At 65.5% G+C, this 26,583-nt stretch carries 31 protein-coding genes; 19 read left to right on the top strand and 12 right to left on the bottom strand.

Annotation, left to right across the window (positions count from 1 at the left end):
* Genes KYN89_RS12630 through KYN89_RS12620 form a run of 3 tightly spaced genes read left to right on the top strand, consistent with a single transcriptional unit; the run spans position 1 to position 1,964 of the window.
* Positions 1–846 (top strand): flagellar motor protein MotB, encoded by an 846-nt coding sequence (locus KYN89_RS12630; protein ID WP_222825377.1) that lies wholly within the window; start codon positions 1–3, stop codon positions 844–846.
* 13 nt (positions 847–859) lie between these two features.
* Positions 860–1,312: a flagellar basal body-associated FliL family protein gene (locus KYN89_RS12625; protein ID WP_248285211.1), complete on the top strand. Its 453-nt coding sequence runs from the start codon at positions 860–862 to the stop codon at positions 1,310–1,312.
* A 1-nt stretch (position 1,313) separates the two neighbouring features.
* The gene (locus KYN89_RS12620) at positions 1,314–1,964 is read left to right on the top strand and encodes a PilZ domain-containing protein (protein ID WP_222825376.1); all 651 of its coding nucleotides are present in this window, start codon (positions 1,314–1,316) and stop codon (positions 1,962–1,964) included.
* A 53-nt stretch (positions 1,965–2,017) separates the two neighbouring features.
* Here the strand turns inward: KYN89_RS12620 and fliP are convergent, their stop codons facing one another.
* Genes fliP through KYN89_RS12605 form a run of 3 tightly spaced genes read right to left on the bottom strand, consistent with a single transcriptional unit; the run spans position 2,018 to position 3,399 of the window.
* A complete protein-coding gene (fliP, locus tag KYN89_RS12615; RefSeq protein ID WP_222825375.1) occupies positions 2,018–2,755 on the bottom strand; it encodes a flagellar type III secretion system pore protein FliP in 738 nt (245 codons plus the stop codon).
* 1 nt (position 2,756) lies between these two features.
* Positions 2,757–3,164, bottom strand: coding sequence for a flagellar biosynthetic protein FliO (locus KYN89_RS12610; protein ID WP_222825374.1), 408 nt, complete (start codon positions 3,162–3,164; stop codon positions 2,757–2,759).
* Position 3,165: 1 nt separating this feature from the next.
* Positions 3,166–3,399: a FliM/FliN family flagellar motor switch protein gene (locus KYN89_RS12605; RefSeq protein ID WP_222825373.1), complete on the bottom strand. Its 234-nt coding sequence runs from the start codon at positions 3,397–3,399 to the stop codon at positions 3,166–3,168.
* Between the two features lie 122 nt (positions 3,400–3,521).
* On the opposite strand from KYN89_RS12605, the gene flgC reads away from it, so the two are divergent.
* From flgC to flhB, 5 genes are read left to right on the top strand one after another with little or no spacing between them, the layout of a single operon-like run.
* Positions 3,522–3,929 (top strand): flagellar basal body rod protein FlgC, encoded by a 408-nt coding sequence (gene flgC / locus KYN89_RS12600; protein ID WP_222825372.1) that lies wholly within the window; start codon positions 3,522–3,524, stop codon positions 3,927–3,929.
* A gap of 11 nt (positions 3,930–3,940) precedes the next feature.
* Positions 3,941–4,270: a flagellar hook-basal body complex protein FliE gene (fliE, locus tag KYN89_RS12595; protein ID WP_222825371.1), complete on the top strand. Its 330-nt coding sequence runs from the start codon at positions 3,941–3,943 to the stop codon at positions 4,268–4,270.
* Positions 4,271–4,289: 19 nt separating this feature from the next.
* Entirely contained in the window at positions 4,290–4,553 is a 264-nt protein-coding gene (locus KYN89_RS12590; RefSeq protein ID WP_222825370.1) for a flagellar biosynthetic protein FliQ, read from the top strand.
* Positions 4,554–4,557: 4 nt separating this feature from the next.
* On the top strand, positions 4,558–5,307 hold the full coding sequence (gene fliR / locus KYN89_RS12585; protein ID WP_222825369.1) for a flagellar biosynthetic protein FliR: 750 nt from the start codon (positions 4,558–4,560) through the stop codon (positions 5,305–5,307).
* Positions 5,308–5,310: 3 nt separating this feature from the next.
* The gene (gene flhB / locus KYN89_RS12580; RefSeq protein ID WP_222825368.1) at positions 5,311–6,375 is read left to right on the top strand and encodes a flagellar biosynthesis protein FlhB; all 1,065 of its coding nucleotides are present in this window, start codon (positions 5,311–5,313) and stop codon (positions 6,373–6,375) included.
* Between the two features lie 45 nt (positions 6,376–6,420).
* On the opposite strand, the gene KYN89_RS12575 is transcribed toward flhB, so the two are convergent.
* Positions 6,421–6,837, bottom strand: a complete 417-nt coding sequence (locus tag KYN89_RS12575; protein ID WP_222825367.1) for a flagellar assembly protein FliX — start codon at positions 6,835–6,837, stop codon at positions 6,421–6,423.
* 98 nt (positions 6,838–6,935) lie between these two features.
* On the opposite strand from KYN89_RS12575, the gene KYN89_RS12570 reads away from it, so the two are divergent.
* From KYN89_RS12570 to KYN89_RS12560, 3 genes are read left to right on the top strand one after another with little or no spacing between them, the layout of a single operon-like run.
* A complete protein-coding gene (locus tag KYN89_RS12570; protein ID WP_010236248.1) occupies positions 6,936–8,027 on the top strand; it encodes a flagellar basal body P-ring protein FlgI in 1,092 nt (363 codons plus the stop codon).
* Positions 8,024–8,338: a rod-binding protein gene (locus KYN89_RS12565; protein WP_010236247.1), complete on the top strand. Its 315-nt coding sequence runs from the start codon at positions 8,024–8,026 to the stop codon at positions 8,336–8,338. The genes KYN89_RS12570 and KYN89_RS12565 overlap by 4 nt, the downstream gene beginning before the upstream one ends.
* Entirely contained in the window at positions 8,335–8,757 is a 423-nt protein-coding gene (locus KYN89_RS12560) for a hypothetical protein (RefSeq protein WP_222825365.1), read from the top strand. The genes KYN89_RS12565 and KYN89_RS12560 overlap by 4 nt, the downstream gene beginning before the upstream one ends.
* 150 nt (positions 8,758–8,907) lie before the next feature.
* On the opposite strand, the gene KYN89_RS12555 is transcribed toward KYN89_RS12560, so the two are convergent.
* Together KYN89_RS12555 and KYN89_RS12550 are read right to left on the bottom strand one after the other, a co-directional pair.
* Positions 8,908–9,327: a flagellar basal body protein gene (locus KYN89_RS12555; RefSeq protein WP_248285210.1), complete on the bottom strand. Its 420-nt coding sequence runs from the start codon at positions 9,325–9,327 to the stop codon at positions 8,908–8,910.
* Between the two features lie 23 nt (positions 9,328–9,350).
* Positions 9,351–12,092: a hypothetical protein gene (locus tag KYN89_RS12550; protein ID WP_346727236.1), complete on the bottom strand. Its 2,742-nt coding sequence runs from the start codon at positions 12,090–12,092 to the stop codon at positions 9,351–9,353.
* A gap of 104 nt (positions 12,093–12,196) precedes the next feature.
* Here KYN89_RS12550 and fliG point away from each other — a divergent pair, with 104 nt between their 5' ends.
* The 8 genes from fliG to KYN89_RS12510 all read left to right on the top strand — a co-directional run bounded on the left by fliG (position 12,197) and on the right by KYN89_RS12510 (position 21,778).
* Positions 12,197–13,231, top strand: a complete 1,035-nt coding sequence (gene fliG, locus KYN89_RS12545) for a flagellar motor switch protein FliG (protein ID WP_222825364.1) — start codon at positions 12,197–12,199, stop codon at positions 13,229–13,231.
* A gap of 4 nt (positions 13,232–13,235) precedes the next feature.
* Positions 13,236–13,925 carry a FliH/SctL family protein gene (locus KYN89_RS12540; RefSeq protein ID WP_222825363.1) on the top strand — a complete coding sequence of 230 codons (690 nt, stop codon included), beginning with the start codon at positions 13,236–13,238 and terminating at the stop codon, positions 13,923–13,925.
* A 179-nt stretch (positions 13,926–14,104) separates the two neighbouring features.
* Positions 14,105–15,640 (top strand): flagellar basal-body MS-ring/collar protein FliF, encoded by a 1,536-nt coding sequence (fliF, locus tag KYN89_RS12535; RefSeq protein WP_222825553.1) that lies wholly within the window; start codon positions 14,105–14,107, stop codon positions 15,638–15,640.
* A gap of 20 nt (positions 15,641–15,660) precedes the next feature.
* Positions 15,661–16,032 carry a flagellar motor switch protein FliN gene (gene fliN / locus KYN89_RS12530; RefSeq protein ID WP_222825552.1) on the top strand — a complete coding sequence of 124 codons (372 nt, stop codon included), beginning with the start codon at positions 15,661–15,663 and terminating at the stop codon, positions 16,030–16,032.
* Positions 16,032–17,378 (top strand): sigma-54-dependent transcriptional regulator, encoded by a 1,347-nt coding sequence (locus KYN89_RS12525; protein ID WP_248285209.1) that lies wholly within the window; start codon positions 16,032–16,034, stop codon positions 17,376–17,378. Before fliN ends, KYN89_RS12525 begins: the two co-directional genes overlap by 1 nt.
* 26 nt (positions 17,379–17,404) lie before the next feature.
* On the top strand, positions 17,405–19,510 hold the full coding sequence (flhA, locus tag KYN89_RS12520; protein WP_222825362.1) for a flagellar biosynthesis protein FlhA: 2,106 nt from the start codon (positions 17,405–17,407) through the stop codon (positions 19,508–19,510).
* 152 nt (positions 19,511–19,662) lie between these two features.
* Positions 19,663–21,105, top strand: coding sequence for a flagellar hook-length control protein FliK (locus KYN89_RS12515; RefSeq protein WP_222825361.1), 1,443 nt, complete (start codon positions 19,663–19,665; stop codon positions 21,103–21,105).
* Between the two features lie 10 nt (positions 21,106–21,115).
* Positions 21,116–21,778 carry a flagellar hook assembly protein FlgD gene (locus KYN89_RS12510; RefSeq protein ID WP_248285208.1) on the top strand — a complete coding sequence of 221 codons (663 nt, stop codon included), beginning with the start codon at positions 21,116–21,118 and terminating at the stop codon, positions 21,776–21,778.
* A 349-nt stretch (positions 21,779–22,127) separates the two neighbouring features.
* Here the strand turns inward: KYN89_RS12510 and KYN89_RS12505 are convergent, their stop codons facing one another.
* The 6 genes from KYN89_RS12505 to KYN89_RS12480 all read right to left on the bottom strand — a co-directional run bounded on the left by KYN89_RS12505 (position 22,128) and on the right by KYN89_RS12480 (position 26,511).
* Complete coding sequence (locus KYN89_RS12505; protein ID WP_346727235.1) at positions 22,128–22,541, bottom strand: hypothetical protein; 414 nt, start codon at positions 22,539–22,541, stop codon at positions 22,128–22,130.
* Between the two features lie 151 nt (positions 22,542–22,692).
* A complete protein-coding gene (locus KYN89_RS12500; RefSeq protein WP_222825360.1) occupies positions 22,693–23,520 on the bottom strand; it encodes a flagellin in 828 nt (275 codons plus the stop codon).
* A gap of 164 nt (positions 23,521–23,684) precedes the next feature.
* Positions 23,685–24,446, bottom strand: a complete 762-nt coding sequence (gene flgH, locus KYN89_RS12495; protein WP_222825359.1) for a flagellar basal body L-ring protein FlgH — start codon at positions 24,444–24,446, stop codon at positions 23,685–23,687.
* 22 nt (positions 24,447–24,468) lie between these two features.
* On the bottom strand, positions 24,469–24,939 hold the full coding sequence (gene flgA / locus KYN89_RS12490; protein ID WP_222825358.1) for a flagellar basal body P-ring formation chaperone FlgA: 471 nt from the start codon (positions 24,937–24,939) through the stop codon (positions 24,469–24,471).
* Positions 24,939–25,724 carry a flagellar basal-body rod protein FlgG gene (gene flgG / locus KYN89_RS12485; RefSeq protein ID WP_010236210.1) on the bottom strand — a complete coding sequence of 262 codons (786 nt, stop codon included), beginning with the start codon at positions 25,722–25,724 and terminating at the stop codon, positions 24,939–24,941. The genes flgA and flgG overlap by 1 nt, the downstream gene beginning before the upstream one ends.
* A gap of 40 nt (positions 25,725–25,764) precedes the next feature.
* The gene (locus KYN89_RS12480; protein WP_222825357.1) at positions 25,765–26,511 is read right to left on the bottom strand and encodes a flagellar hook basal-body protein; all 747 of its coding nucleotides are present in this window, start codon (positions 26,509–26,511) and stop codon (positions 25,765–25,767) included.
* Positions 26,512–26,583: the final 72 nt, after the last annotated feature.

Below are 26,583 nucleotides of genomic sequence, written 5' to 3'. Positions count from 1 at the left end.
ATGGCGACCCACGCCTCCGATCGTCCCATCGTCATCCGGCGAGTGAAGAAGGTCACCGGCGGGGGGCATCACGGCGGCGCGTGGAAGGTCGCCTATGCCGACTTCGTGACCGCGATGATGGCCTTCTTCATGCTGCTGTGGCTGACGGCCAACCCCGACAAGGAGATGCTCAAGGGGCTGGCCGAGTATTTCACGCCCGCCGATCCCGGCGCTGTCGGGCCGGGCAGCAGTGGTTCGTCTGCGGGCGCGGGCAACAGCCGTGCGGCGCAATCGAGCGAGCAGAAGCCGCAGGGAACCCCGGCGATGGAAGCCGCGACCGCAGGTGCGGCCCGCGGGGGCACCGCAAATGTGCCGGACGCGTCGATGCGCGTGCTTGCACAGGAACTGCGCCTCGCCATCGATAGTACCGCCGACGACCGCGTTTCCGACAATGTGAAGATGGAGGAGGACGGCGACACGCTGACCATCAGCCTGATGGACACGGCCAAGCGACCGATGTTCAAGGACGGATCGGGCGAGCCCAACAGCTACGCCACCAACCTGCTGATGCGGATCGCGCGCAAGGTTGCCGGAACCGGGGTGAGCGTCGAGCTGGAAGGGCACACAGACGCCGAAGGCGGGCTTAGCGAAGCGAACTGGAAGCTCTCGGGCGACCGTGCCCAAGCAGCGCGCAGGATCATGCAGTCGGCCGGGCTGTCTTACGACCGGATCAGCCAGGTTTCGGCGATGGCGAGCACGCGCCCCGTCTATCCTGATCAGCCCATGCGGCCCGAAAACCGTCGGATCGCAATCATCATCAAGGCGGAAGGCTCCGCCCTGCCGCCCGACACCAGTTTCGAATTCTAGCGAGTAAGCAGCCATGCCGGGTATCAAGACAATGTTCATGCCGATCGTGCTGCTGGCCGGCGGTGTCGGGATCGGCAGTGGCGCGGCCTACGGGACTACGATGCTGCTCGGCCCTGCAGAGGCCGATGGCGCGAGCAGTGCCGAGGAAAAGCCCACGACGCTGGTCGAGGTGGATGATGTGATGGCGCCGCTGGTACTGCCCGACGGGCAGCGTCTTGCCGGTTACGTCTCGTTCCAGATTGCGCTGCAGGTGCCCGAGGATCAGGCCGAAGACGTGACCGCGCGCCTCCCGCTGCTGCGCCACGAGATCAACATGCGTACCTATCGCAAGCCGATGGCTAGCGGGCCGGATGGAACCCTGCCGACGCTCAAGATCTTCCGTCAGATCGTACAGGAAGCGGCCGATGTCGCCTTCGAAAAAGGCACGGTCAGCGCGGTCGCCATCGCCAGCGCAAGGCCCGTCTGAGATGGGGCACCAAGCATCTATCGGATCCGCACCAGCGCACGTTGCACATCCTGCGAACGACCGGCACGAGGTCCCCCGGCTGGAGCGCACCGTCACCTTGCTGATGCTCGGGCGGCTGCGGCACCGGGGCAGCGATACGATCTGCCGGATTCGCAACGTCTCTGCCGGGGGCATGCGCATCGACACCGGTTCGCCACTCGAAAAGGGTGACCGGGTCGCGATCGAAGCACGCAGCGGCGTATGTATCGACGGGCAGGTTGCATGGACCAACCAGCTGGCGGCGGGCATCGCCTTCACCCGCAACGTCGATCATCAGGAGATGCTCTCTCCGCCGGTGGGGCCATCGGGGAAGAGACTGGCTGCGCGTAGTCCGCGCTTTCATGCGACCGCGCGCGCGCGATTGCAGACCGCCGGGGAGGCTTCGACGCTGCGGCTGGTCGATATCTCGCTTGGGGGTTGCCGGGTCGAAAGTGACCAGGGCTTCCCGCTCGGGGCGGATGGGTCCCTCACCATACCCGGTCTGCCGCCGCTGGCATGTACCAGCCGCTGGGCTACCGGCAATCGCGCCGGGCTGATCTTCCACGTCAGGCCCGACTTCGGATCTTTCGCCCGCTGGCTGGAGGCACCGGACCTGCGCTTTGCCGCTGCTTAGCCTGCAAAAGCGGATGGCCCGGTGCTGTCCCGCAGGTTGGCGGGGGCTGTTATTCAGCCGCCCCCGAAACTTTTGACCAGCGAGCCCGCAACCAGCGCCCAGCCATCGACCAGCACGAAGAACACGATCTTCATCGGTAGCGATATGGTGGGTGGTGGCAGCATCATCATCCCCATCGCCATCAGCACGGCGGAAACCGCAAGGTCGATGATGAGGAACGGCAGCAGCAACAGGAACCCGATTTCGAACCCGCGCCGCAGTTCGGAAATCATGAAGGCCGGCACCAGCGTCGACATGGCGAGTTCGCTGCGGCTGGGCGCAGGCTTGCCCGAAAGCTCGACGAACAGTTCCAGATCGCTCTGGTTGACTTGGCTGAGCATGAACTGGCGGAAGGGGGCGGAGGTCCGCGCGAACGCTTCTTCTTCGCCGATCTCTCCCTGCGTGTAGGGGGTCACGCCGTCTTCCCATGCCTTTTCGAAGGTCGGCGCCATGACGAAGAACGACAGGAACAGGGCGAGGCTGATGATCACCGGGTTGGGCGGCACGCCGGGCGCGCCGATCCCGGTGCGCAGCAGCGACAGGGCCACCACGATGCGGGTGAAAGAGGTGACCGTCATCAGGATGCCGGGCGCAAGGCTCAGCACGGTCAGCATCAGGACCAGCTGGATCACGCTGCCCGACATCGAGCCGCCGCCACCCAAGTCGAACGTGGCGGACTGCGCCAGGGCGTGTCCCGGGATCAGCAGCACGGTCGCGCCGGTCGCGGCGCGGAGGAATTGGCGGAAGATCATGTCAGTTCTTTCGCTTGGAGCCGGGCTTCGCAAGGCGCGACGAGATGTTTCCAGGCACGGCAAGCTTGCGGTCGAGCAATGCGGTAAAGGATTCCGGAAGCGCGCGCGGGGTGCGCTCCGGCGAAAGCGGTGCGGGCTTGCGCGGTCGCGCTTCGAGCGTTTCGACCAGCAGCTGCCCTTCCGGGGAGATGATCAGCAGATGCTCGCGATCGTCGCGCCGGATCAGCACGGCCGAGCGGCGCTGGTCCAGGCCCAGCCGCTCGACCAGTTCCAGCCGCCGGTCGGGCTGACGGGTGACCGCACCGGGCAGGCGGATGTCGAACCGTCGCACCGCCCACAGCGCGCCCGACAGCAGGCCGAGCAGGAGAGTGAGCGCGCCAAAGGTGCGAAACAGGACCAGAGTGTCCATCCTAGCGCCCCCGCTTCACGAGGGTGCTGATCTCCAGCAGCATCTTGTCGCCTTCGACAAGGATCTGCCCCTTCGCGATCAGCTGACCATTTATATAGATAAGCGTGGGGTCGTCCTCGTTGCAGTCGAGGGGAATGGTCGCCCCGCGCGACAGCTTGAGGATCTGCTTGATCGGCAGGGTCGTGGAACCCAGCGCGATGGTGCATTCCACCGGGACATCATCAAGTACGGACATGGCAACAAACTCCTTGCCCGCATTCTAGGAAGAAAAGTCCTGCCCCCCGCCCCGGGCTAGGCAATATTTTCCTATCAGTAGTGTGTCAGCGCCGCTCGGCGCACCACAACCGGGGCCACACAATGTCTCTTGATAGTTCGATCGGCGTTTCCGCAGCAGGGCTTCGCGCCCAGACCCTCCGCATGCGTGTCATCGCCGAGAATCTGGCGAATGCCAATTCCGTCGCCGACACGCCGGGAGGCGACCCCTATCGCCGTAAGGTGCCGACCTTCCGTGCCGCGCTGGACCGCACCAGCGGCGCCACCACGGTGGAAATCACCGGCATCCAGGCCGACCAGTCCGACTTCACCCGGGTTCACCAGCCCGGCAACCCGGCCGCGGATGCCGATGGCTACGTGAAGATGCCCAACGTCAATTCGCTGATCGAAAGCGCGGACATGAAGTCCGCCCAGCGATCCTACGAAGCCAATCTCAACGCCATCGAAGCGGCACGCAGCCTGACGATGCGCACGATCGATCTCCTCAAGTAAGGAACGCCCAGATGTCCATCAGTGCTTACGACGCAGCGACCGCATATGGCGGTGGTCTTGCCGGGATTCCCGTTTCCAAGCCCGGCGGCCTTGCGGGCAAGGCTGCCCCCGGCGGTGAAGACGGCGGCAGCTTCGGCGATCTGGTATCGGGGCTCGTCGCCGATACTTCGGGCAAGCTGCATACGGCCGAGCAGGCGAGCATTCGCCAGGTCGCGGGCAAGGGCGACCTGATCGACGTGGTCACCGCCATTGGTGCCGCCGAAACCGCCCTCGACACGGTGGTTGCCGTGCGCGATCGCGTGGTCAGCGCCTATGGCGAGATCATGCGGATGCAGATCTAGTCGCGATCGGGCCGCGAACATGACCTCTACCGACGCCATCCAGATCGCCCATGCGGCGCTGATCGTGATCCTCACGATCAGCGGCCCCATGCTGTTCACCTCGCTGGTGATCGGTGTGGCGATCGGCCTGTTGCAGGCGCTCACGCAAATTCAGGAGATGACGCTTACCTTCGTGCCCAAGCTGTTCGTGATGGGCTTCGTCCTGCTGCTGTGCCTGCCGATGATCGGCGATGCCATGGGCAATTTCATGGCGCAGGTCTCCGACCGGATCGTGGCCGGCTGAGGCAATGGGAGACTTGCCCGCACAGGTGGAGGGCTTCCTGGTGGTATTCGCCCGTCTGGGCGCGATGCTGATGGTTTTGCCTGCCTTCTCCGACGACGCAGTGCCCGGGCGCATCCGCCTCCTGGTTGCGCTGGGCATTTCGCTCGGCCTGTTCGGCATGCTCGGGCCGCAGGTGCCCCCTACGGGCAACGCCGTCAACCTGGCGGCAACCGCCTTCGCAGAGCTGCTGACGGGGCTGGCGCTGGGCGCGATCGTACGGATCATGTTTCTTGCCATCACCATCGCAGGATCGATCATCAGCCTGCAGACCGGCCTGACCTCTGCCGTGATGCCCGATGCGGCGCTGGGCGGGCAATTGCCGGTGATCGCCAAGCTGGTCAGCGTGGCGGCGGTTATCGTGTGCTTTTCTCTCGGCGTGCATCACCTGTGGATCGCCGCGATGGTCAACAGCTACCTCGTCTTCCCGGTGGGCGGCCTGCCGCCCGCAGCCGATTTCGCGCAACTGGCGATCGCCACCACCACCCGATCGATGGAGCTGGGCTTCTCGCTCGCCGCGCCGCTGGTGGTCTACGGCATCGTGTTCAACGTCGCGCTCGGCCTCGCCGCGCGTCTTGCCCCCACCATCCAGGTCTTCTTCATCGCCCAGCCGCTCAATATCCTGCTCGGCCTGGCGCTGTTTGGCGCAACGCTGGGCGCGGTGCTGATGGGCTTTGCGATGGCGATGGCCGAATGGGTTCAGCAGGGCTGGGTCTGATCGATGTCGCAATCCGATTCCGGCGAGAAGACGCACGACCCAACCGACAAGAAGCTCGACGATGCGCGCAAGAAGGGCGACGTCGCCAGCGCGCCGGAGATGCGCCACGCGAGCATGTTCGTCGCCGCGATCGTGGTGATGGGCGGGATGGGCGCATGGTCGGTCTCGCGCATGCTGACGGTCTTCGTCAGCCTGTGGGGCGGGGCGGACGAGCTGGATGTTCGCGGTAGCGGACAGACCTTTGCCGCCCTGCTGATGGGCCAGGTCGGGCTCGCGCTGGGCCCGCTGCTCGGCATGCTGATGTTCTTCGCGCTGCTCACGCTGTTCCTGCAAGGTCGGCCCACGCTGGCCCTGTCGCGCCTCAAGATCAAATGGAGCAAGGTTAACCCCGGCTCGGGCCTGAAGCGCATGTTCGGCAAGCAGGGTCTGGTGGAGTTTGCCAAGACGCTGGCGAAGTTCGGCCTCGTTGCCGGGGTCGCGCTGATCGTGGTGTGGCCGCATGCGCGCGGGATCGAAACACTGGTCGGGGCGCCCTCGCACGCGGTCGGCAAGGTCGCGGCGGATCTGGTGTTCCGGATGGTCATGGCCGCGACGATCATGGTCGCCGCGCTCGCCGCCGCCGATTTCGTCTATCAGCGGCGCGCCTTCCTGAAGAAGATGCGGATGTCGCTGCAGGAGATCAAGGACGAGCACAAGGATGCCGAGGGCGACCCGCTGATCAAGGCCAAGGTGCGCGCGATCAGGATGGAACGCGCCAAGCGGCGGATGATGACCAAGGTCCCGCAGGCGAGCGTGGTGATCGTCAACCCGACCCACTATGCGGTCGCGCTGCAGTACGATCACGGCGCGATGGCCGCGCCGGTCGTGGTCGCCAAGGGTGTCGACGCGGTTGCGCTGAAGATCCGCGAGATCGCGAAAGACAATAACATTCCGATCATCGAGAAACCGCCGCTCGCGCGTGCACTGCACGCCAGCGCCAAGCTCGATCAGCCGATCCCGGCAGAGCATTACCTCGCCGTGGCCGAAATCATCTCCTACGTGATGAAGCTTGCGCAAGGCGGGCGGTAGGAACCGCGCCTTTGTGCCCCGTGCCTTGTGCCGGTGGGCGAGGGCCTAGACCTCGATATCGAATTTCGCCAGTTCGACGCGCACGCGCAGTTCGATATCGGCGATGATTTCGGCAAGCACAGGATCGGCGGGCTGCTCGACCTGAGCGACCCATTCGGCCAGCTGCTCCAGCCGTTCTGGCGTCACCTCGCCGGTGGCCAGTTCCACCTGCAGCGCTTCGAGCGCGTCGAGACCGTCGCAGCCCTGTTCGGCCATCTGCCGGCGGCGTTCGCGGTCTGGATCATAGGCGGCAAGAGTCACCAGCATCTGCACCGAACCAAGCGGCTGGCCAGGCTGGACGGCAGGCTGCTGCGGCACCTGTGCGGTGGGCACGTCCGGTTCTTCCCCGACGCTGAACGTCGGGGTCTTGCGGGCGAACCCCGCAAGCAAGGCCGGGGCAGGCAAAAGCGCGCTGATCTGCACGATAAACTCCTACCAAAGTGCGATTCTTGTCCTCCTCTATTCTATAAGAAATGGAAGCCATTTTGGTAAACAGGAGCGAGAATATGCGCATCGTGACAATGGTCGTCACAGCTTTGGCCCTGCTTCTCGCAGCGCCCGCGCAGGCCCAGTCAGGTTCGCGGATCAAGGACATCGTCGATGTCGAGAACGTGCGCACGAACCAGCTGGTCGGCTACGGCCTCGTGGTCGGTCTCGCCGGGACCGGAGACCGCACCCGCAACGTCCCGTTTACCGAGGAATCGCTGCAATCCATGCTCGAACGCATGGGCGTGAGCGTGCGCGACATGCAGTTGCGGACCAAGAACGTCGCCGCCGTCACCGTCACCGCGACCCTGCCGCCTTTCGCGCGGGCCGGTTCGCGGATCGACGTGCAGGTCTCCGCGATGGGCGATGCGACCAGCCTGCAGGGCGGCACGCTGCTCATCTCCCCCCTGCGCGCCCTGAACGGAGAGATCTTCGCGGTCGCTCAGGGCCCGCTCGCCGTCTCTGGCTTCAAGGCTCAGGGCGCAGGTGCCAGCATCAGCCGCGGTGTTTCGACCTCCGCGCGGATCGCCGGTGGCGCGATTGTCGAGCGTGAGGTTCCCTATGTGCTGGGCAGTGCGGACAGCCTCAAACTGGCGCTCAAGAACCCCGATTTCACCACCGCCGATCGTATCGTAAGGGCGATCAACCAGCGCTTCCCGGGCGCGGCACGCATGCTCGATCCGGCGACGGTCGAGCTGGGCGGGGCGGGCGGCTATGGCGGCTCGCTTCTCCAGCTCCTGCCCGAGATCGAGAACCTCCCGGTCGATGTCGACCAGCCTGCGCGGATCGTCGTGAACGAGGCGGCGGGCACGGTCGTCATGACCTCCGACGTGCGGATCAGCCCGGTGGCGATCGCACAGGGCGGGCTGACGATCAGCGTCGCCGAAAGCCCGATCGTATCGCAGCCCGGACCGTTCTCCGGCGGAGAGACCACCGTGGTGCCGCGCACCCGGCTGGAGGTGGATGACGGCAGCGGGGCCTCGCTTGCGATGCTGGAGCAGGGCACCTCGCTCCAGTCGCTGGTCAACGGCCTCAATCGGCTGGGCGTGTCGCCGCGCGACCTGATCACGATCCTTCACGCACTCAAGGGCGCGGGTGCTCTGCAGGCGGAGATCACGATCCAATGACAAGCGCAGCTTCAGCCACGCCCTTTCAGGGGCTGCCGGCGGCGGTGCCCAGCGGCGCATCGCCCGGCGCATCGCGCGCCGAGATCGCCAAGACGGCCGAGGAATTCGAAGCGGTTTTCCTCGGCGAAATGTCCAAGCTCATGCTCGAGAGCGTCGAAATGGGGGACGAGTTCTCCGGCGGCCATGCCGAGCAGATATTTCGCGGAGTCCTGGCTGAAAAGCTGGGTGCGGAAATCGCCAGACGGGGCGGCGTAGGCCTGGCCCCGTCGGTGATGGAACAGATGATCAAAATGCAGGAGGGTTCTCAATGATCGAAACAATTCTCGATGCTGCCCGCTCGATTGCCTCGCTGATGGATGAGGAAACCGAAGCACTCGGCCAGCGTGGACGCCTTGCCGACCACGCCGAGCTCGTCGCTGCCAAGCGCCGCCTGGTGGCGCAGATGGAAGCCGAGATCGTCCGTCTCAACCGTGAAACGCCCAACTGGCTGCGCGATCTGGACGCAGAGCAGGACGCCTCGCTGACCGAGGCGATGGGCACGCTGCAGGCCGCGGCCATGTCCAACGCGACCGTGGTCAGGCGCCAGCGTGACCTTTCCAACGATCTGATCGATGCCGTCGCGGCCGAAGCGAAGCGGCTGACCGGGAATTCCAGTTGCAGCTACCGCGACACCGGTTCGGTGACGTGGCGGCAGGATTCCAGCCCGATCTCGGTCAATACCAGCCTCTAATAAGACGATCCCGGCCAGCCTCGGGGCTGGCCGGGATTGCCCGATCGCTCCGACCACCAACGGGTCGGATCCCGAACGACATTCCAACACGCACAAAAAGACCCCGGCTGGCACTGACGCCAGCCGGGGTCGCTTTGCTTTGGGGGCGGGTCAACCGTTGCCGCGACCGGTCGCGGTCTTGAGCAGTTGCATCTGCTTGCGATAGAGGTTGGTCAGCGCGGTGAATTCGGATTGCACCGCGCCCAGCTTCAGAACCTGTTCTTCCAGCGTGACGTTGTTGCCATCCGGCTTCGTCTCGACGATATTCTCGTCCAGGATGATCGCGCTCGATGATTGCTGGCGCGCACCGAGCGCGCGCATTTCGGAACTGATCTGGACGGTGGGCCGCGCGACGCGCCCTGCGCCGTTCGCATCCACCATCCCTGCAAAGCTGGGCGCTTCGAGTTCGCGCGCCTTGTAGCCGGGGGTATCGCCGTTGGCGATGTTCTGCGCGATCACCTGCTGGCGATCGGAAAGATGCCGCATGGCGACACCAATGCCCCGCAGGAGGGCTGGACTCGTTTCACTCATGCCATGCTCCCTGGTCTGAGTTGTTAGAACAAGCCGCCGGAGTTGAACCCGGCGGTAAGGCTGCTGATGCGGGCAAGCGCATCCTGATAGTTTGCGATCTGCGCCAGCTGGCGCGGGGATGCGCCGCCGGTGGAACCGGCGCCGCCATTTACGATCGCGGCCTTCCCATCGTCCCAGTAGAGCGAGCGATAGGCGGTCTGCGTCATCGAGATCGCGCTCTTGATGCGTTTCGTGGCAAGCGCGGCGCCCTCGCGGGTCGAAATGTCGAACGCATGGGTCAGGTCGAGGCCGTAGCTGCCGCCCGGCAGAACCTTGGGTGCGCGTTTGTCATAGGCCGGCGGCGCGACCAGCTTCGCTTCGGGCAGGCCCAGCTTGGCAAGCGCATCGCGCCCTTCACCGCCACTGACCAGCTCGATCGCCTGGCCTGCCTTTGCGGTGATGCTCAGAGTGCGGCCATCATCGCCCGATGGCGTGGTGACGGTCGCCTTGGTGCCGGTGATCCGGCTGATCTTCTGCGACAAGGTGGCCATGGTCTCGTCCGCGGCGATGGTGATCTGTCGCGCGATTCCGTCGTTGACCTTGATCGAGAACTGGTCGCCCGAGCGCAGGCTGGTCTGCGCGGTCAGCAGGGGGGAATCGGTGCTGTCGAGCCGCCCGCGCTTCAGACCGAGCGCGCCCAGCACGGTCGATCCGCTGGTGGCCGCGGCGATGCGGACCGGCTCGGTCGTGCGGGTGGCGAGGCCGAATTGCTGGATATTGGCGATCGCGCCGGTTCCGGCATCCAGCCGTGCGACGAACCCGTCGCTCGTCCCGCTGCGCGTCCCGTCAAGGTCGCCCGTGGTCCGTCCGCCAGCGTAGAGACTGCTGCCCATGAATGTGATGCTGTCCACCCGCTCGTCTGCCCCGGTGGCGATGTAGCTGACATCGCTGGTGGCCAGATCGGCGCTGACCCGCGCGACGAACCCGTCACGCCCGCCCTGCATGGCGTTGAGCTGGTTGCCGGTCACCGCGCTGGAGGCCGAGCCGCCGACCCCGATCGTGCCGTCGGCGGCGACCGCCAGCACGCGGGCATCGACCCGGCCGAGATCCATCGAGCCGAGATCGTTGACCAGAGAGGTGCTGTCGATCCGTCGCAGCGTGCCGACGCCGCCTTCGCTGGTGAGCGCGAGCAGCTCGCCATTGCTACCGATCGCCAGCGCATTGACCGTGTCGCTGCCGCCGCTGTCGATCCGGCGGCGTTCGCGCAGCTGACCGTCCGCGTCGAGCCGCGCGATGAACGCATCGCCGCCGCCCGTCGCGCCGCGCCCGCCGACGAAGATCGAACCGTCTGCGGCAACCGCCAGCGCGTTTGCGCTGTCACTGCCGACCGCACGGATGACCGTGGAGGACAGCTCTGCGCCGTTCGCGTCGAAGCGCGCGACCATCATGTCGCCGTCGGTGTTGGCGCCATCGAAGGTGCCGGTCACCGTGCCGGCCACTACGATCTGGCCATCCGGGCCGAGGGCGACCGCCGCACCGCTGGCAGAGCCGCTGGCACCGAGCGCGCGTTGCCAGACGACGGCGCCCTCGCTGTCCAGCTTGGTCAGAAACAGGTCTTGCGAACCGGCGACCCGGTTGGAATCGAGATCGCCCGAAGTCGTGCCGACGACGAAACTGGAACCATCGGCAGCACTGACGACCGATTGCGCAGTGGTGGCGGCAAATCGCTCCGTCGAAGGCGGCTCAACGCCCTCGATCGGCGCATATTTCGGCGCGTTCAGCTCCGCACGCTCAGTGGCCAGCCGGTCGAGCCCGGCGATCTGGGACAGGGTCGATCGTTGGGCTGTGCCGGCCGGATCGGATATCCGCATCACCTGCGTCGATGGGGGGGAATCAGGATCGGTCTGGCCGGTAACCACCATCAGCGCATCGGGCGCATCGATCTGGTCGATGGAGACCTCTTCCAGGCCCGGGTTCTCGATCTTGAAGCCCCAGCTCCCGGTGCTCTTGTCCGGCACGAAGCGGACCAGCCAGCGGGGCACCGGGTTGCCGTCTGCGTCGAGGTTGACGCTACCGTCGGGTGCCCGCATCGGCACGGCGGCGATTGCATCGTTGATCGAGCCCGAAATCGAATCCAGCGTGGGCGGCTGTGGCCCTCCGGCTAGGTCGACATTGATCACGTCGCTCGCATCGCCGCGACGAATGGTGATGGCGAAGCGTTCCGTACCCGTAAGCGCGGTGAGCGGCGCATCGCGCGCTTCGGCCACGCCCTTGCCCGCGATCGTGCCGACGGGGGCATCTGCGGCGACCGCGACAGAGCGGACGCTGGTGCTCGGCTCGTCAAAGGCGAGAGTCAGCTTTTCGCGGGGTGCGGAGGCGACGAACGCCTCGAGATCCTGCAACCCCTTGGCGAACACTCCCTGCAGCGTCTCGCGCACGGAGTCCGTGGGCCCTGCGGTGGCTGCTTCGGCGAGCATGCGCAGCCGGTCTAGCGCGCGATAGGTGGTAAAGGCGGTGGCCACATCGCTGGGCAGCTTTCGCGCGCCGGTGGGCCCTGCATCGATGATCGACGACATGCGCCGGATTGCCGAAACCTGCGATGACAGCGAGGTTCTGGGCTGCGCCTCCTTCCACGGTGGCGTGGTTTCGGGCGTCGAGAAGTTCGCCTTGGCGCGACGCACGGCGAGCGTCTCGAAGCCTCCCGATCCGGGCGAGAACATCGCGAAACTGTTCGTCCCGCTAAGCAGGCTGAGACCTGCGAGGCTGCTGTTGAGGTTCGTCGTCACCTTCTTGCTGCATCCGTCCAATCGGCTGTTCGTTCCTCTATAATAGAACGAGCGCAGCCATCATGCGGGATGGGCGCTGGGATTTCTTTCTCTGGGGAACTGATATGACCATGGCCGCCAATCTCGTGGAGCCAGCCGAACTCAAGAAATTTTCGGGGCCGCAGCGCGCTGCAGCGCTGATGCTCGCGCTCGGCCAGGAACACGGGGCACCGATCTGGGAGCAGCTGAATAACGACGAGATCAAGGAACTGTCCGCCGGCATCGCCCAGCTGGGCCGGTTGCCGGCCGTGGCGGTGGAGCACCTGCTGGTCCAGTTCAGCAGCGAAGTCTCCAGCATGTCGTCGCTGCACGGATCGTACGAGACGACAGAGCGACTGCTCTCCGGCATCCTCGGGGAAGACAAGGTCAAGGAGATCATGGAGGATATCCGTGGTCCCTCGGGCCGCACCATGTGGGACAAGCTGTCCAACGTGAATGAGGCGGTTCTTGCAGCCTATCTGCGCAACGAATATCCGCAGACCGTGTCGGTGATCCTCAGCAAGCTGCGGGCCGAGCATGCCGCGCGCGTGCTCTCCGAATTGCCCAGCGACTTCGCGACCGACGTCATCCAGCGAATGCTTCGGATGGAACCGGTGCAGAAGGAAATCGTCGCCGAGATCGAGCAGACGCTGAAGAGCGAGTTCATGACCAATCTGGCCCGCTCCCAGAAGCGCGACCCGCACGAGATGATGGCCGAGGTGTTCAACGCGCTCGACCGGTCCTCCGAAGAGCGGATGCTCAGCGCGCTCGAAGAGTGCAACGCGGAATCGGCGGAGCGCATCCGTGCGCTGATGTTCACCTTCGAGGATCTGGGCAATCTCCTGACCGCATCGATCGCCACGATCGTCAAAAACGCCGACAAGCGCGAAATGGCGCTGGCGCTGAAAGGTGCGCCGGAGGAAATCCGCGAGCTGTTCCTGGGCGCGATGACCGAGCGTGCGGCCAAGATGCTGCGCGAAGACATGAGCGCTATGGGGCCGGTGCGTGCGCGCGAGTGCGACGAGGCGCAAACCGCGCTGGTCCGCCTGGCCAAATCGCTCGCCGATCGAGGGGAGATCGTTCTGGTCGATCCCAAATCCGACGAATCGATGATCTACTGATCCGATGACGATGCACGATCATCAGCTCCACGTCCGTCCGTTCGACTTCGACCGCACTTTTGCGATGCCAGTTCGCGAACCGGCACGGCAATATCGACGCAAGACCGACGCGGCCGAGTTGGCGCACGACGTAGATGCCCTGCGCAGGCAGATCGCCCGGATCGAAGAGAGCCATGCGGAAGAATTGGCCCGGACAAGAACCGAAGCGTTCGAGGCCGGGTGCAGCCATGTGCGCGCAGAACGCGATGCGGCGATCCTTTCGGCGCTGGATGCGGTGCAGGCATCGCTGGACGAGCTTTCCGAGCAGTCCGGTGAACTGCAGGCCCAGGCCGAAGCCGATGCGATCGAGGTCGCCTTTGCGGCGGCCGAAGTGCTGGCGGGACAGGCTGTTGCGCAGCAGCCCGGTGGCGCGGTCGACGAAGCGATCGGGCGCGCGCTCGCGCAGGTCGCGCGAGGGCAGGAGATTGATGTAAAAGTCCACCCGGACCTGGTCGAGGATATCGAGGCGCGGATCGCCGAGCGGCAGAGCCGGGACCGCCGTCGCCTGGCGCTGGTCGTATCGGGCGATGCATCGCTCGCCCCCGGCGATGCGGTGCTGCGCTGGGATCGTGGCGGGGTGATCGTCGATGCGCAAAGCCGCCGCCAGGCGGTGCTCGACGAGCTCGCTCCGCTGATGGAGCAGCCTCCGGAGTGATCTGGCGCGCCGGGCTTTTGCGCGCCCGGCAAAAATTTCCCACCGGCAAAAAATGCCGCCCCGCAGCCCTTCTATAATGAACCCGAAAGCCGGCGATTTTGTCGGCGCAATCCTACGGGGTCACCTTGGAAGCACTGCGCAACTTTGCCGGACAACTCGGGCCACGCCGGGTGCTGATGATGGGCGGCGTGGCGTTCGCGCTGCTCGCTGCACTGGCGATGGTCGCGATGAGCGGTGGCTCGTCCGACAAGATGGGTTATCTCTACACCGATCTGGATCCCACTGCGGCGCAGGCGATTACCGAGAAGCTGCGCGCGCAGAACGTGCCGTTCTCGCTGTCGGGCGACGGCACTGCCGTGATGGCTCCGGAAAACCGCCTTCCCGAACTGCGGATGAGCATGGCGGGCGAACAGTTGGGCGGCGCAATCGGCTACGAAGTGCTCGACACCCAGCAGGCCTTCGGGGTCTCCTCCTCGCGCGAGAAGATGAACGAAACCCGCGCGATCGAAGGCGAACTGGGACGCTCGATCTCGACCCTCCAGTCGATCGTCAACGCGCGTGTCCATATCGTCATGCCAGAGCGCGCCCTGTTCGCGCCAGAGGCGCGCAAGGCCAGCGCATCCGTGACGGTCAAAACCCGTGGCAAGCTGTCGTCCGGCAATGTCGAGGCGATCCGCTATCTGGTCGCCGCTGCGGTGCCCGAATTGTCGCCCGAATCCATTTCCATCGTCGATCAGACGGGCGCGCTGCTGGCGCGGGCCGGGGAGGCGGGCGAAGCCGGCGCGAGCCAGGCCGACGAACGCCAGGTTGCCACCGAGGCACGCATCCGCAGCCAGATCGAGGCGCTGATTGAACCGATCGTGGGTGTGGGCAAGGTCCGCGCGGAGGTCTCCGCCGAAATCGACCGCGATCAGACGCGCGAAGAATCCGAGGTGTTCGATCCCGACACGCAGGTGATCGCCCGCCAGATCTCGGTGGAATCCGGTGACCAGAACCGTGAAAACGCTGGTGCCACCCCGGGCGTCACCGTGGGCGCGCAGCTCCCCGAAGGCGGCGACGTCATGGGGGGCGGCGGTGATACCCGCGAGAGCGCCCGCAGCGAAACGTCCGAAGACATCACCTTCCAGAACAGCAGCCGTCGCACGCTGACCACCCGCGCGCCGGGCAAGGTTTCGCGGCTGACCGTGGCCGTGATGGTCGATGGGGGCGAACAGGGCCTTCCCGCGCCGCAGGTGCAGCGCCTGACCCGGCTGGTCGAGAACGCCGTCGGCTATGATGCAGAGCGTGGCGACAGCGTGATCGTGGAAAGCATGCCCTTCGCCCAGCCCGATGAAATTGCCGATGCCGAAGGAGACTTCTGGTCCGACCTTCCGCTTGGCCAGCTGTTCGATCTGGGCAAGCTGCTTGTGATCGCAGTGGTCGGCCTGTTCGTCCTGCGGATGCTGCGCCCCAAAAACGCGCCCGTGTCCGCCGCCGGTCAATTGCCTTCGCCCGAGCAGGGGGTGATCGATCTGACGCCCGAGGGGCGGGGCGGCGGCGAGCAGCTCGAAAATGACGGGGCTCCCGCGCTGAGCGGTCCCGAGCTGGATGACGAAATTGCGCTCGCTCAAGTCGAAGGCAAGCTCAAGGCCTCGGCACTCCAGAAAATCGGCGATGCCGTTGCCGCCAGCCCGGCCGAATCCGCCGCCGTCGTTCGCCAATGGCTTAGTGCCTGAAGGATACTCTCATGATCGAAATGGACAATGACATCGCCGCCGCTCCGATCGAGCAGAACTCGGAAGCCTTCGTAGACCTGCCGTCTCTTGGGGAGACCGCTTCGCCTGAACCGCTGGAAGATATTGCCGTGTACGAGGGTGACGGTGGGGCGCTTGGCCTCGACGCGGTCCATGAAGTGCCGGTCAAGATGCAGGCCGTGCTTGGCCGCGCCCGGATGACCGTCTCCGAACTGATGAGTATCGCTCCGGGCCGTGTGGTCGAACTGGATCGCAAGGTCGGCGAGCCGGTCGACATCTTCGTCAGCAACCGCCTGATCGCTCGTGGCGAGGTCGTCCTGATCGACAAGGCGCTGGGCGTGACCCTGACCGAGATCGTGCACGAAGACGACTGATGAACGGATCGCTTTCAACTCCGGTGCGCATGACGCTGGTCGGCGCGCAGCATTCTGTCTTCCGGCAAGCCGCGCAGATGGCGCGCGAGACGGGCGCTCTCGTCACCATGGCGGATGACGAGCACTCGGCAATGGACCTGCTGCGCCGTGCCGGCGGGGATCTGGTGATGATCGACGTCGCGCTGGACGTGCCCGGCTTCATTGCCGCGCTGCGCGCCGAACGGATCGCGGTTCCCACGATTGCCTGCGGCATCGATGCCAGTGCCCAGAGGGCTGTGGCCGCCGTACGCGGCGGCGCGCGCGACTATCTGCCACTGCCGCCCGACCGCGACCTGATTGCCGCGGCCATCATGTCCGTCGCGCGCCCCTCCCGCCAGATGATCGGCACGAGCGAGCTGATGCGGCAGGCGATCGAGTTCGCAACGTCGATGGCCGCTACCGCTGCGCCGATCCTGATCCGCGGAGAGCCGGGCACGGGCAAGGAAGTCATGGCCAGGCTGGTCCATGCCAGCTCGGGCAGGGTGGGCCATTTCGTGACCGTCGAGTGCCACGGCGTGTCGCCCGAGATACTCGAATCCGAACTGTTCGGTCACGAGCCGGGAGCCTTTCCGGGGGCGGTCGCGCGCCGGGTGGGGCGGCTGGACGAAGCGGAGGGAGGCACGATCTTCCTGCGCGGTGTCGAAGCGCTTGGCCCCGCTCTGCAGGCGCGGCTGCTCGACGTGGTTCGCACGGCGCAGGCCGGTCAGAACGCCCTTTCGGCGACCACCGGTCCGGGCGCCCGCCTGATTACCAGTTCTACCTGCGATCTCGCTTCGCTGGTCGATCAGGGGCGTTTCCGCGCCGATCTGTACGCCCGCCTCGGCTTGGCCGAAATCGGCATGCCGCCGCTGCGCGCACGGGGGGAGGACATCATGACCCTGGCGCATCACTTCGCCGCCCGGTTTGCAGACCTTTACGAGGCACCAGTGCACGAATTCGACGACGAGGCAGTACGGGTGCTGCGTGGTTATGCCTGGCCGGGCAATGTTTCCGAACTGGAGACGACCGTGCACCGTGCCATCCTGCTCGCGCGATCCGGCACGATCGGTGCCGAGGCGCTGGTCCATACCGACGGGTCCCCGCTGGTGCCTTCCCGCGAGGAAGATGATGGGGAGGGCCTCCATGTCGAACAGCTGGTCGGCCACACGGTCGCCGAGGTGGAGCGCGAGCTGATCCTGCACACGCTGGAGCGGTGCGGCGGCAATCGTACCTCTGCCTCGTCGATCCTGGGCATCTCGGTGCGCACGATGCGCAACAAGATCAACAGCTTCGTCCAGGCGGGCATCAGCGTCGCCCCGTCAAAGTAATGTCCTCGTAACAGGTCGCCCGTTTCATGCCGCAGAATCTGACCAGTTTCCTCGAACGCATCGGCGCCAACCGCGACCTCGCGCTGGCGATCGGCGTGATCGGCATCATCGCGATGCTGATCCTGCCGATGCCCGCCTGGCTGCTCGATTTCGGGCTCGCAATCTCGATCACGCTGTCGGTGATGATCCTGATGACCTCGCTGTTCATCGAGAAGCCGCTGCAGCTTTCGGCATTCCCGACGATCCTGCTGATCGCGACCATGCTGCGGCTGGGCCTGAACCTCGCGTCCACCCGGCTGATCCTGGGTCACGGCCACGAGGGGCCGCAGGCGGCAGGCGGCGTCATCGGCGCCTTCGGACAGTTCCTGATCGGCGGCGAGACCGTGATCGGTCTGACCATCTTCATCATCCTGGTGGTGATCAACTTCGTCGTCATCACCAAGGGTGCCGGGCGCATCGCGGAAGTCGCCGCGCGCTTCAGCCTCGATGCGATGCCGGGCAAGCAGATGGCGATCGACGCCGATCTGGGCGCGGGGATGATCAGCGAAGAACAGGCGCGGGAGCGGCGCAAGGAACTGGAGGCCGAAAGCGGCTTCTTCGGCGCGATGGACGGTGCCTCCAAGTTCGTGAAGGGCGATGCGATCGCCGGGCTGCTGATCACCGCGATCAACGTGATCGTCGGGCTGATCGTCGGTGTGGCGATCCACGGCGTCGAGTTCGGCGAAGCGGTTACCACCTATACCCTGCTGACAGTGGGCGATGGTCTGGTCAGCCAGATTCCGGCGCTGATCGTCTCGACCGCTGCGGGTCTGCTCGTCTCCAAGGGCGGCATGTCGGGCAAGACCGGCAATGCGCTGGGCGAACAGCTGGGCCGTTATCCCAAGGCGTTCGCCATGGTGTCCGTGCTGATGGGGGCGTTCGCGCTGCTGTCCGGTTTCCCCTTCCTGCCCTTCGCTTTCGTGTCCGCAGCCAGCGGCTATTACGGCTGGTGGGCCAGCCGCAAGCACAAGCAGCAGCTTGCGCACGAACAGGCCGAGAAGGCGCAGGCCGAGATCGCTTCGGCCGAAACCGAGGAACCCATTGCCAATACCATCGCGATCGACGCGGTGCGGGTGGAGCTGGGCTATGGCCTGCTGCCGATCATCAAGGGCTCGGCGGCCGAGCCGCGGCTCGACGATCAGGTGCGCGCGCTGCGCCGCCAGATGGCGACCGATTACGGTTTCGTGCTGCCTGCGGTGCGGATCATCGACAATATGGGGCTGGGCGCGCACGACTATCGCGTCTTCATCCGCGAGACCGAGGTCGCGGCGGGCGAGCTGCGGCTCGACAAGCTGATGGTCATCAACCCGGGCGGCGGCGATGTCGGCCTGCCGGGCGATCCTGCGCAGGAGCCGGTCTTCGGCTTGCCCGCGCTGTGGATCGATCGCGAACTGCGCGACGAAGCGGGCCTGCGCAATCTGACCGTGGTCGATTGCGGCACCATCGTCACCACCCATCTGGCGGAACTGGTGAAGGATAATATCGCCGAGCTTCTGTCCTACACCGAAACGCAGAAACTGCTGAACGAGGTGCATACCGACGCGGAGAAACTGGTCGCCGATCTGGTGCCTGCGAAGATCAGCATTTCGGGCATTCAGCGGATCCTGCAGAACCTGCTCGCCGAAGGGGTTTCCGTGCGCGACATGGCGACCATTCTGGAAGCGATCGCGGAAACCGCTCCGCTGACGCAGAACCTGACCCAGATCACCGAGCACGTCCGCGCCCGGCTGGCCCGGCAGATATCTGCCCAGCAGACCCGCGACGGCTACATCCCGATCCTGACCCTGTCGCCCGACTGGGACCAGCAGTTTGCCGAAAGCATCATCGGGGAGGGGGACGAACGTCACCTCGCGATGGCGCCCTCGAACCTGCAGCGCTTCATCACCCAGGTGCGTGAACTCTACGACACGCTGGCCGCGAGGAACGAGATTCCGTGCCTTCTGGTCAGCCCGTCGATCCGCCCGTTCGTGCGCTCGATCATCGAACGGGTGCGCCCGGCGACCGTGGTTCTCTCGCAAAACGAGATCCATCCGCGCACCCGGGTTCGCTCGGTTGGCAGCATCGGTCAACAAAATGTGCTCGAAGCGCCCTGAACTCTTTCATCTTCCTATAATGCTCTTAGGCGCCCCCCGGGCGAAAGGACCGCATGACCCAACTCCTCTCGCTTGTTCCCGGCAACAGCTCCCCTTCTGGATTGTCTGGGGGCGCCACCCCATTCCCTTCGCAAGGCCCCTCCTTCGCGGCATTGCTGACTGCGCCTTGTTCGCAGCAGGCAACGCAGACCACCGGATTTGCAGGCCTGCGCAACATGCCGGGCATGATCCTCGACGGTAGCCAGCAGCTCGCGCGCCCCGGGATGATCCCGGACCAGCTCGCCGCTGCGTCCGGCATGGCGGGCCAGGCCTTGATGCCCGATCCCGCGATGCCGCCGGTGGCGACCACTGTCGCGGCCGACGTGGCTGGCCAGCCCGTCGATGTGCCACTCAGCAATAATCCCGCGCAGAACGCCGCCCAGCTTGCCGATCTCCAGCCTTCCGGAGAGGGCGAGGGCTTGCCGACATTGTCGGGCGTCCAGGCCGAGGGGGACAGCCCCGCGACTGCGCCGGATGAACAGGTGCTCGATGCGGAGTCCGTCTCGCAGCCCAACCCAGCTCGCCCAGATCCGATCTCGCAGCCGACCGCGCAACCGATTGCGCAACCGATCGTGCAGGCAACGCCCGAGCAGGCTCTCGAACAGCCCGCCACGCCCGTCGGTGAAAATGCCGACAGCGCGATCGAACAAGCGCCCGTTCAGACGGATGCTGGCCCTGTGCCGGTCGATCAGCCCGAAAGCGATCCCGACGTCGTCCCAAGCGCGGATGATATGCCGGAGACGGCGGATGGGGTCGTTGTGGCTATGCCCGCAGATGGCGTGGTCGAGGCCGTCCCTGCGCCCCCTACGCGGCAGCCTTCTGTGGTTTCGGATGAACCCACGGCGGACGGTATTGCTCAGGACGACAGCAAGATTTCGGTGTCCGCTCGTGACGCTCGCCAGGCACCCGATGCCGCTGCGCCGCGCTCCACGGCGGCGCAGGCATCTGACAACGGCAGCGCCCGCGACTTTGCCCAGCTCGTCAAAGACAATGGCGCAGATGCCGCTGCCTCTGCAAGTGAAGGCGGGGATGGCGCGGCCGATATGCTCACCCAGGCACGCCTCGACCCTGCCAAGCCGGCTGTCGACACGGTCAAGCACGCGGGATCGGTGCCCGGGACCGTCTCTGCCCGGCCGGGCGAGATCGGGCGTGAGCTTGGCGTCGAAATCGCACGGCACACCCGCGATGGTCGCGACAGCCTCACCATCCGCCTCGATCCGGCGGAAATGGGCGAGATTCACATCCGCCTGCAGTTTGACGACAAGGGCACGATGCGCGCGCATGTGACCGCAGAGAGCGCCGCGGCGCTGGATATGCTGCGGCGCGATAGTGGCGATCTCGCCCGTGCGCTGGGCGATGCTGGCGTGCGCACCGATGGCCAATCCTTCCAGTTCGAGGCGCGCAGCCAGGGCCGTGGCGACCAGCAGGGCCAGCAGAACCGCCCCGAAGCTCATTCCGGTGCGAACACCGCACAATCCGAAGCCGAGGGCGATGACGGCGCGCAGCCAGCGCGCGCGAAGCGCCTCGGTAGCGGAAGCCTAGATCTCTTCGCTTGAGGACCAAGACATGACAGTAATTTCCTCGATGACGTCCGGCGTGCCGGGCAATGGCGCCGGCGGTGCGGCGGGAGCCGAGCTCAACGCCAATTTCGACATGTTCCTGAAGCTGCTGACCACGCAGATGCAGAACCAGGATCCGCTCGATCCGATGGAAACCTCCGAATATACCCAGCAGCTGACGCAGTATTCGCAGGTCGAGCAGTCGATCCAGCAGACTGCCGCGCTGAAGGACATCCTCTCTGCGCTGTCGACGCAGGATCTCGCCCAGTCGGCGAACTTCCTGGGGCAGCGCGCCGAGCTCGACAGCAGCACCGCCGGCCTCTCCGCCGACGCGCCTGCGCAGTGGGCCTGGTCCGCCGATCGCCCGATCCAGAGCCTGACCGCGACCATTACCGATGCACGCGGGCGGGTGGTCGAGACGCGCGAACTGGATCCGGCGACCGCAGGCAGCTTCGTCTGGGACGGTTCGCTCGCCTCGGGTGATACGGCGGCGGAGGGTGCCTATACTCTCGCGCTCAGCGGTGTGGACGCAGCAGGGCAGGAAGTGCCCGTCGACATTCGCAGCACGGGCATCATCGACGAGGTCGTCACGCGCAATGGGGCGGTGTTGCTGGGCATCAACGGCCTGAACTTCCCCTCCACGGTGCTGGCCCGCGTGGTCGCGGGTTAAGAATTGTTCGGCCGGCGCCCGCTTGCGCCTGCAAATCCTCTATAATCAAATCAGGCCGGCAGTTTCCCAGTCTCAAGCTGCCAGGTCGGACTTCCGGGGCACTCTTCCCCCTCCCCAGGGTCGATAGACATGGTTCTCGTCTCTCGCCCGCCCCGGAAGCCCAGCCGGCCTGCATCCCCGCACAGTCCTGAACATCATAGGGTTGCGAGGCGATAATCGTCTGCGATCGGCGATGGTTGAGCCCGATAGCCCGGCGTTCCTGCGCTGAGGCGGTCCGGGCGTTCGCCTCCCCCGCGATACCTGCACGAACAGACCGGTCCGTGAGACCTCCCTGCCGCCGGTGGAAGGCTCAGTGCAGATAGGACTGCCGCCCCCGGCCGAGCTCGCGCGCATGCGCGCAGACGATGCACAATTCGGCGTACACCCGGTCCCACAACGCGGCCAGGATCATGAGCGCAGGTTCATCGTTGAGCTGGTCGATAATGACCGCAGCGTCCGGCCCAGGCTCCAGCTGGAAACGGGTCGGGAAGGCACCGCCGATTTCTTCTTCGGGCATGGTCCCGGGCACGGCGAGCCTGGCGGACATGATGTAGCCGAGCAGGATATCCGCGCCGTAGGCATCGAGCATGATCTTGCCTGAGCCTTGCGCGTTCGGGCGATCTATCAGGACCAGCGCGCCGCCGGGATGGGGTTCTACGCTGATCCGCAGGACCTCGCCGTAGGGATCGGAAATTTCGCGGACGCGGGGAAAATTCGTTGCCACCGGGTGTGATACCTGCCTGCTGTTGATGCTGCTGCAATCGGCAGCGTCGGCGGCGCTTCATGCATCGCGCGACGGGAAAACAAAAGGGGCCGGACTTGCGCCCGGCCCCAGGTGGCCTTCCCCCCGGAAGGGGAAGGACTTCGTCGACCGATTAACGGAAGAGCGAAGTGATCGTCTGCGGCGCCTGGTTGGCGATCGACAGAGCCTGGACACCCAGCTGCTGCTTGACCTGCAGGGCCTGCAGCTTGGCCGATTCCTTGGCCAGATCGGCATCGACGAGGTTGCCGATACCGCTCTCGATCACGTCGGACAGCTTGCTGTTGAACGACAGCTGCCCTTCGATCTTGCGCGAAGCCGAACCCAGAGTGCTCAGCGTCGACGTCACCGTGGAGGTCACGGTGGCGATTTCGGTCAGTGCAGTATCGGCATCGGCTTTGGTGCCGAGACCGGTGCCAAGGGCGGTGGTGACGTTGGTTTCGAAGGCCTGGTTGGCCACGCCGATCGTGCTCGTGGTATCGAGCGACTGCAGCGCGGAAACCTTACCGGTCGAGGTTGCGTCATCCTTCAGCAGGTTCGTGCCGTTGAACTCCGACGAAGCGATGATCGTGGTGATCTGCTCCTTCAGGGCCGTGTAGTCGGCGTTGATCGCGGTACGGCTTTCAGCATCCAGGCCGTCATCCGACGCCTGAATGGCCTTTGCCTTCATCTGGTTGAGGACGTCGGAGATCTGCTCCGCGCCCGAAACCGCTACGTCGACGGTGCTCTTCGCCCGGTTGAGCGAGGAATTGACCGCCGAGAGACCACCCACGTCGCCGCGGAGAGACTGCGCAATCGTGAACGATGCCGAATCGTCCTTGGTCGATGCGACGTTCAGGCCGGTGTTGATACGGCTCTGAACCTGCGACAGACCCTTGTTGGTCTGGTTCAGGCTCTGCAGGGCCGCCATCGCGCCGACATTGGTATTGACTGAGAACGCCATTTTTCATTTCCTTCTTGGATAGGCGAACCGCATTCTGCGGTCCGGGCCAGAGGCGCTGGCCACGACGCCCGACAAAAAGCTTCGGTGCGCCTTTCATTCTGGAAAGAAACGGCACTCCATCCCAAACGGATCGGTAGATATTTTTGCCGTTCCGCGAAGCCGTATCAGAACGGGAACAGCGCTTCGTAGATCTGCTGGCCCCAGCGCGCCTGCTGCACGTCGGTCAGCTGGCCGCGACCGCCGTAGCTGATCCGCGCCTCGGCGATCTTGCCGTGCTGGATCGTGTTGCCCTTGGCGATGTCCTGCGGCCGCACGATGCCGGTCACGATCAGTTCGCGCAGCTCGAAATTGACGCGCATCTCCTGACGCCCGCGGATCACCAGATTGCCGTTGGGCAGCACATCGGTGACGATCGCCGCCATCGTCATGTTGATCGTCTCGCTGCGGGTGGTGCGCCCCTGTCCGCCCGAGGCCGAGTTCGACGTCGCGTCGACCGCCTGGGCAGGATTGCCCGGGAGCAGGTCCTGCAGGCCGAGCAGTGCGCCGATGCCCATGCTTTCCGAGCCACTACGCGAGCGAGAGGTCGAATTGCCGAACTCGGCCTTGTCGGCGATGTTGATCTCGACCGTCAGGATGTCGCCCACGCGCGAGGCGCGCTGATCCTGAAACAGTTCCCCAGCGCCGGCGCGAAACAGCGAGGCGTTGGGGGCCTGAGCTTGGGCAGGAGCTTGCGGAGCGGGCGCGGTCGGCACGGTTCCACGCATCCGGACTGGGTCCGTGCTTGCGATGGACGGCTCGTAAGCAGGGGTGGTGTAGGCCTCTACCGGCGACATGGACGGTGCCTTGCCGACATTCTTGAGGCGATCGATCGTGCCGCAACCCGACAGCAGCGACGCCGTAACGGCGATCGTAACGACTTTTTTCATCTGAGTTTCCTTGGCTTGTGGCTCAGGGGGCGAGCACACGAACAGTGCCCGCGCCTTCGACGACACCCTGAAGCGTCTGGTTGGTGGCTTCGCTGAAGACGCGCACCTGCTCGCCCAGCGCGGCATCGGCCAGCGCGCGGCCCATGGCGGTGATCGTCAACGCGCCTTCGCGCACGCTGATCTTGACCGTCTCGCCCCGCTTGACGAGCCGCGGTTCGGCGAGGTCGCTCGCGCGCACCGGCATTCCCGCGCGCAGCGTGCGCCGCGCCTCCATGCCTGCCACCTGCTGCGCGGCGAGGCTTCCCCGCGCCTGCGCGGCGGTGACTTCCTCGGGCGCGAAGTCGCGCTCCGACAGCAGGTCGCCGCGCTGGATCGGGCGGGTGAGAACGTCTGCCACCACGCCATCGCCCGTGCTCTGTGCATGGAGCGCGCCGCATGGCAGCAGCGCCAGCCCGGCGAGCAGCGGGGCGGTGAGCAAGAAACGCCGGGCCATCAGCGCAGCTGGCTCGTCGTGCCGAGCATTTCGTCGGCGGTCTTCACGACCCGGCTGTTCATCTCATAGGCGCGCTGCGCGGTGATGAGCGCGGTGATTTCCGCGACCGGATTGACGTTGGAGGCTTCGACGAAACCCTGTGCCACGCTGCCGAAGCCGGGTTCGCCCGGCGCTGCGATGGTCGGCTCGCCAGACGCTGCCGTGGCGAGGAACAGGTTGTCGCCCTTGGCTTCCAACCCGGCCTCGTTGACGAAGGTGGCGAGTTCGATCTGGCCGACGGTCTGCATCTCGGTCTCGCCGGCGATCTTGATCTGGACCTCGCCCGTGCGCGACACCGCGACATCGACCGCGCCCTGCGGAATGGTGATGCCCGGCTCCACGACGAGACCCTGCGAGGTGACCAGCTCGCCCTGATCGGACAGCTGGAAGGTGCCGTCGCGGGTATAGCCGATCTCGCCGGTCGGCATCTGGACCTGGAAATAGCCGAGGCCCTGGATCGCCAGGTCGAAGCGGTTGTCGGTCTGCACCAGCGCGCCCTGTTCGGCGATGCGATAGACGCCGCCGGTGCGCACGCCCGCGCCGATCTGAATGCCCGTGGGCGCGCGCGCTTCGGGCCCGGCGGAAGAGGCACCGGGGCGCGAGACCTGCTGGTAGAGCAGATCCTGGAACTGGGCGCGCTGACGCTTGAACCCGGTGGTGTTCATATTGGCGATGTTGTTGGAGATAACGTCGACATTGGTCTGCTGGGCAAGCATGCCGGTGCCGGCGATCGAGAGCGAACGCATGATTTTCTATCCTTCTTCGATGATATCTGGGTGAGGGCGATCAGCCGACGCGGCCGAGCCGGTCGAGCGCGCGCTTGCGCATGTCGTTCAGGCTTTCGGTCATCCGCACGCTGTTCTGGTAGGAGCGCAAGATGTCGATCATCGCGGTGGTTTCCACGATCGGCTGGACGTTCGATCCCTCGACGCCGCCGCTACGCAGCTTGGTTTCCTCGGCAGGGAGCACGCGGCCCTGCGCGCCCGAGTAGAGTCCGTCGCCCGTGGGGGCGAGGCCGCTCTCGTCGTCGAACACGGTGACCGCCAGTCGGCCGAGCGGCCCACCGGCGCCCATCACGCTGCCATCGGCGGCGATTGAGACGCGGCCGGCCTCTTCGGGGGGTACCATGATCGGCTGCCCGCCCTCGTCGAGCAGGCGTTGCCCGCCTGCGGTGGCGAGTTCGCCGGTTTCCAGAATGCTGACGAAGCCCGCCCGCGTATAAGCGGTGCCTGCGCCATCGGGCAGTTCGACCGCGAGATAGCCCGGTCCCTCGATCATCACGTCGAGCGGATTGCCGGTCGGCTGGAATGCGCCGGGCGTCATGTCGTGAATCGCGCGAAAGTCGAGCACGAAAGAGGTCGGCTTCGCATCGTCGATGATCGCCTCGTCTGCGCGCTCCACATATTCGCGGAACATCGGCTGTTCGCGGCGAAAGCCGACGGTCGAGGTGTTGGCCAGATTATTGGCGACGATATCCATCCGTCGCCTCAGCGCCTGTTCCTGGCTGAGCAGAACGTATGAGGAAATATCCATCGGCTTGCCGCTCCGAAAAAACTGCTTCGAAAATCGCCACTGGGCAAATCTTGCCGGGTGACGATCCTATAA

The organism is Alteriqipengyuania abyssalis, assembly GCF_019857185.1.
GTDB lineage: Bacteria > Pseudomonadota > Alphaproteobacteria > Sphingomonadales > Sphingomonadaceae > Alteriqipengyuania > Alteriqipengyuania abyssalis.
The sequence above is the reverse complement of the archived record's forward strand: the minus strand, read 5'-3'. Positions and strand labels throughout refer to the sequence as shown.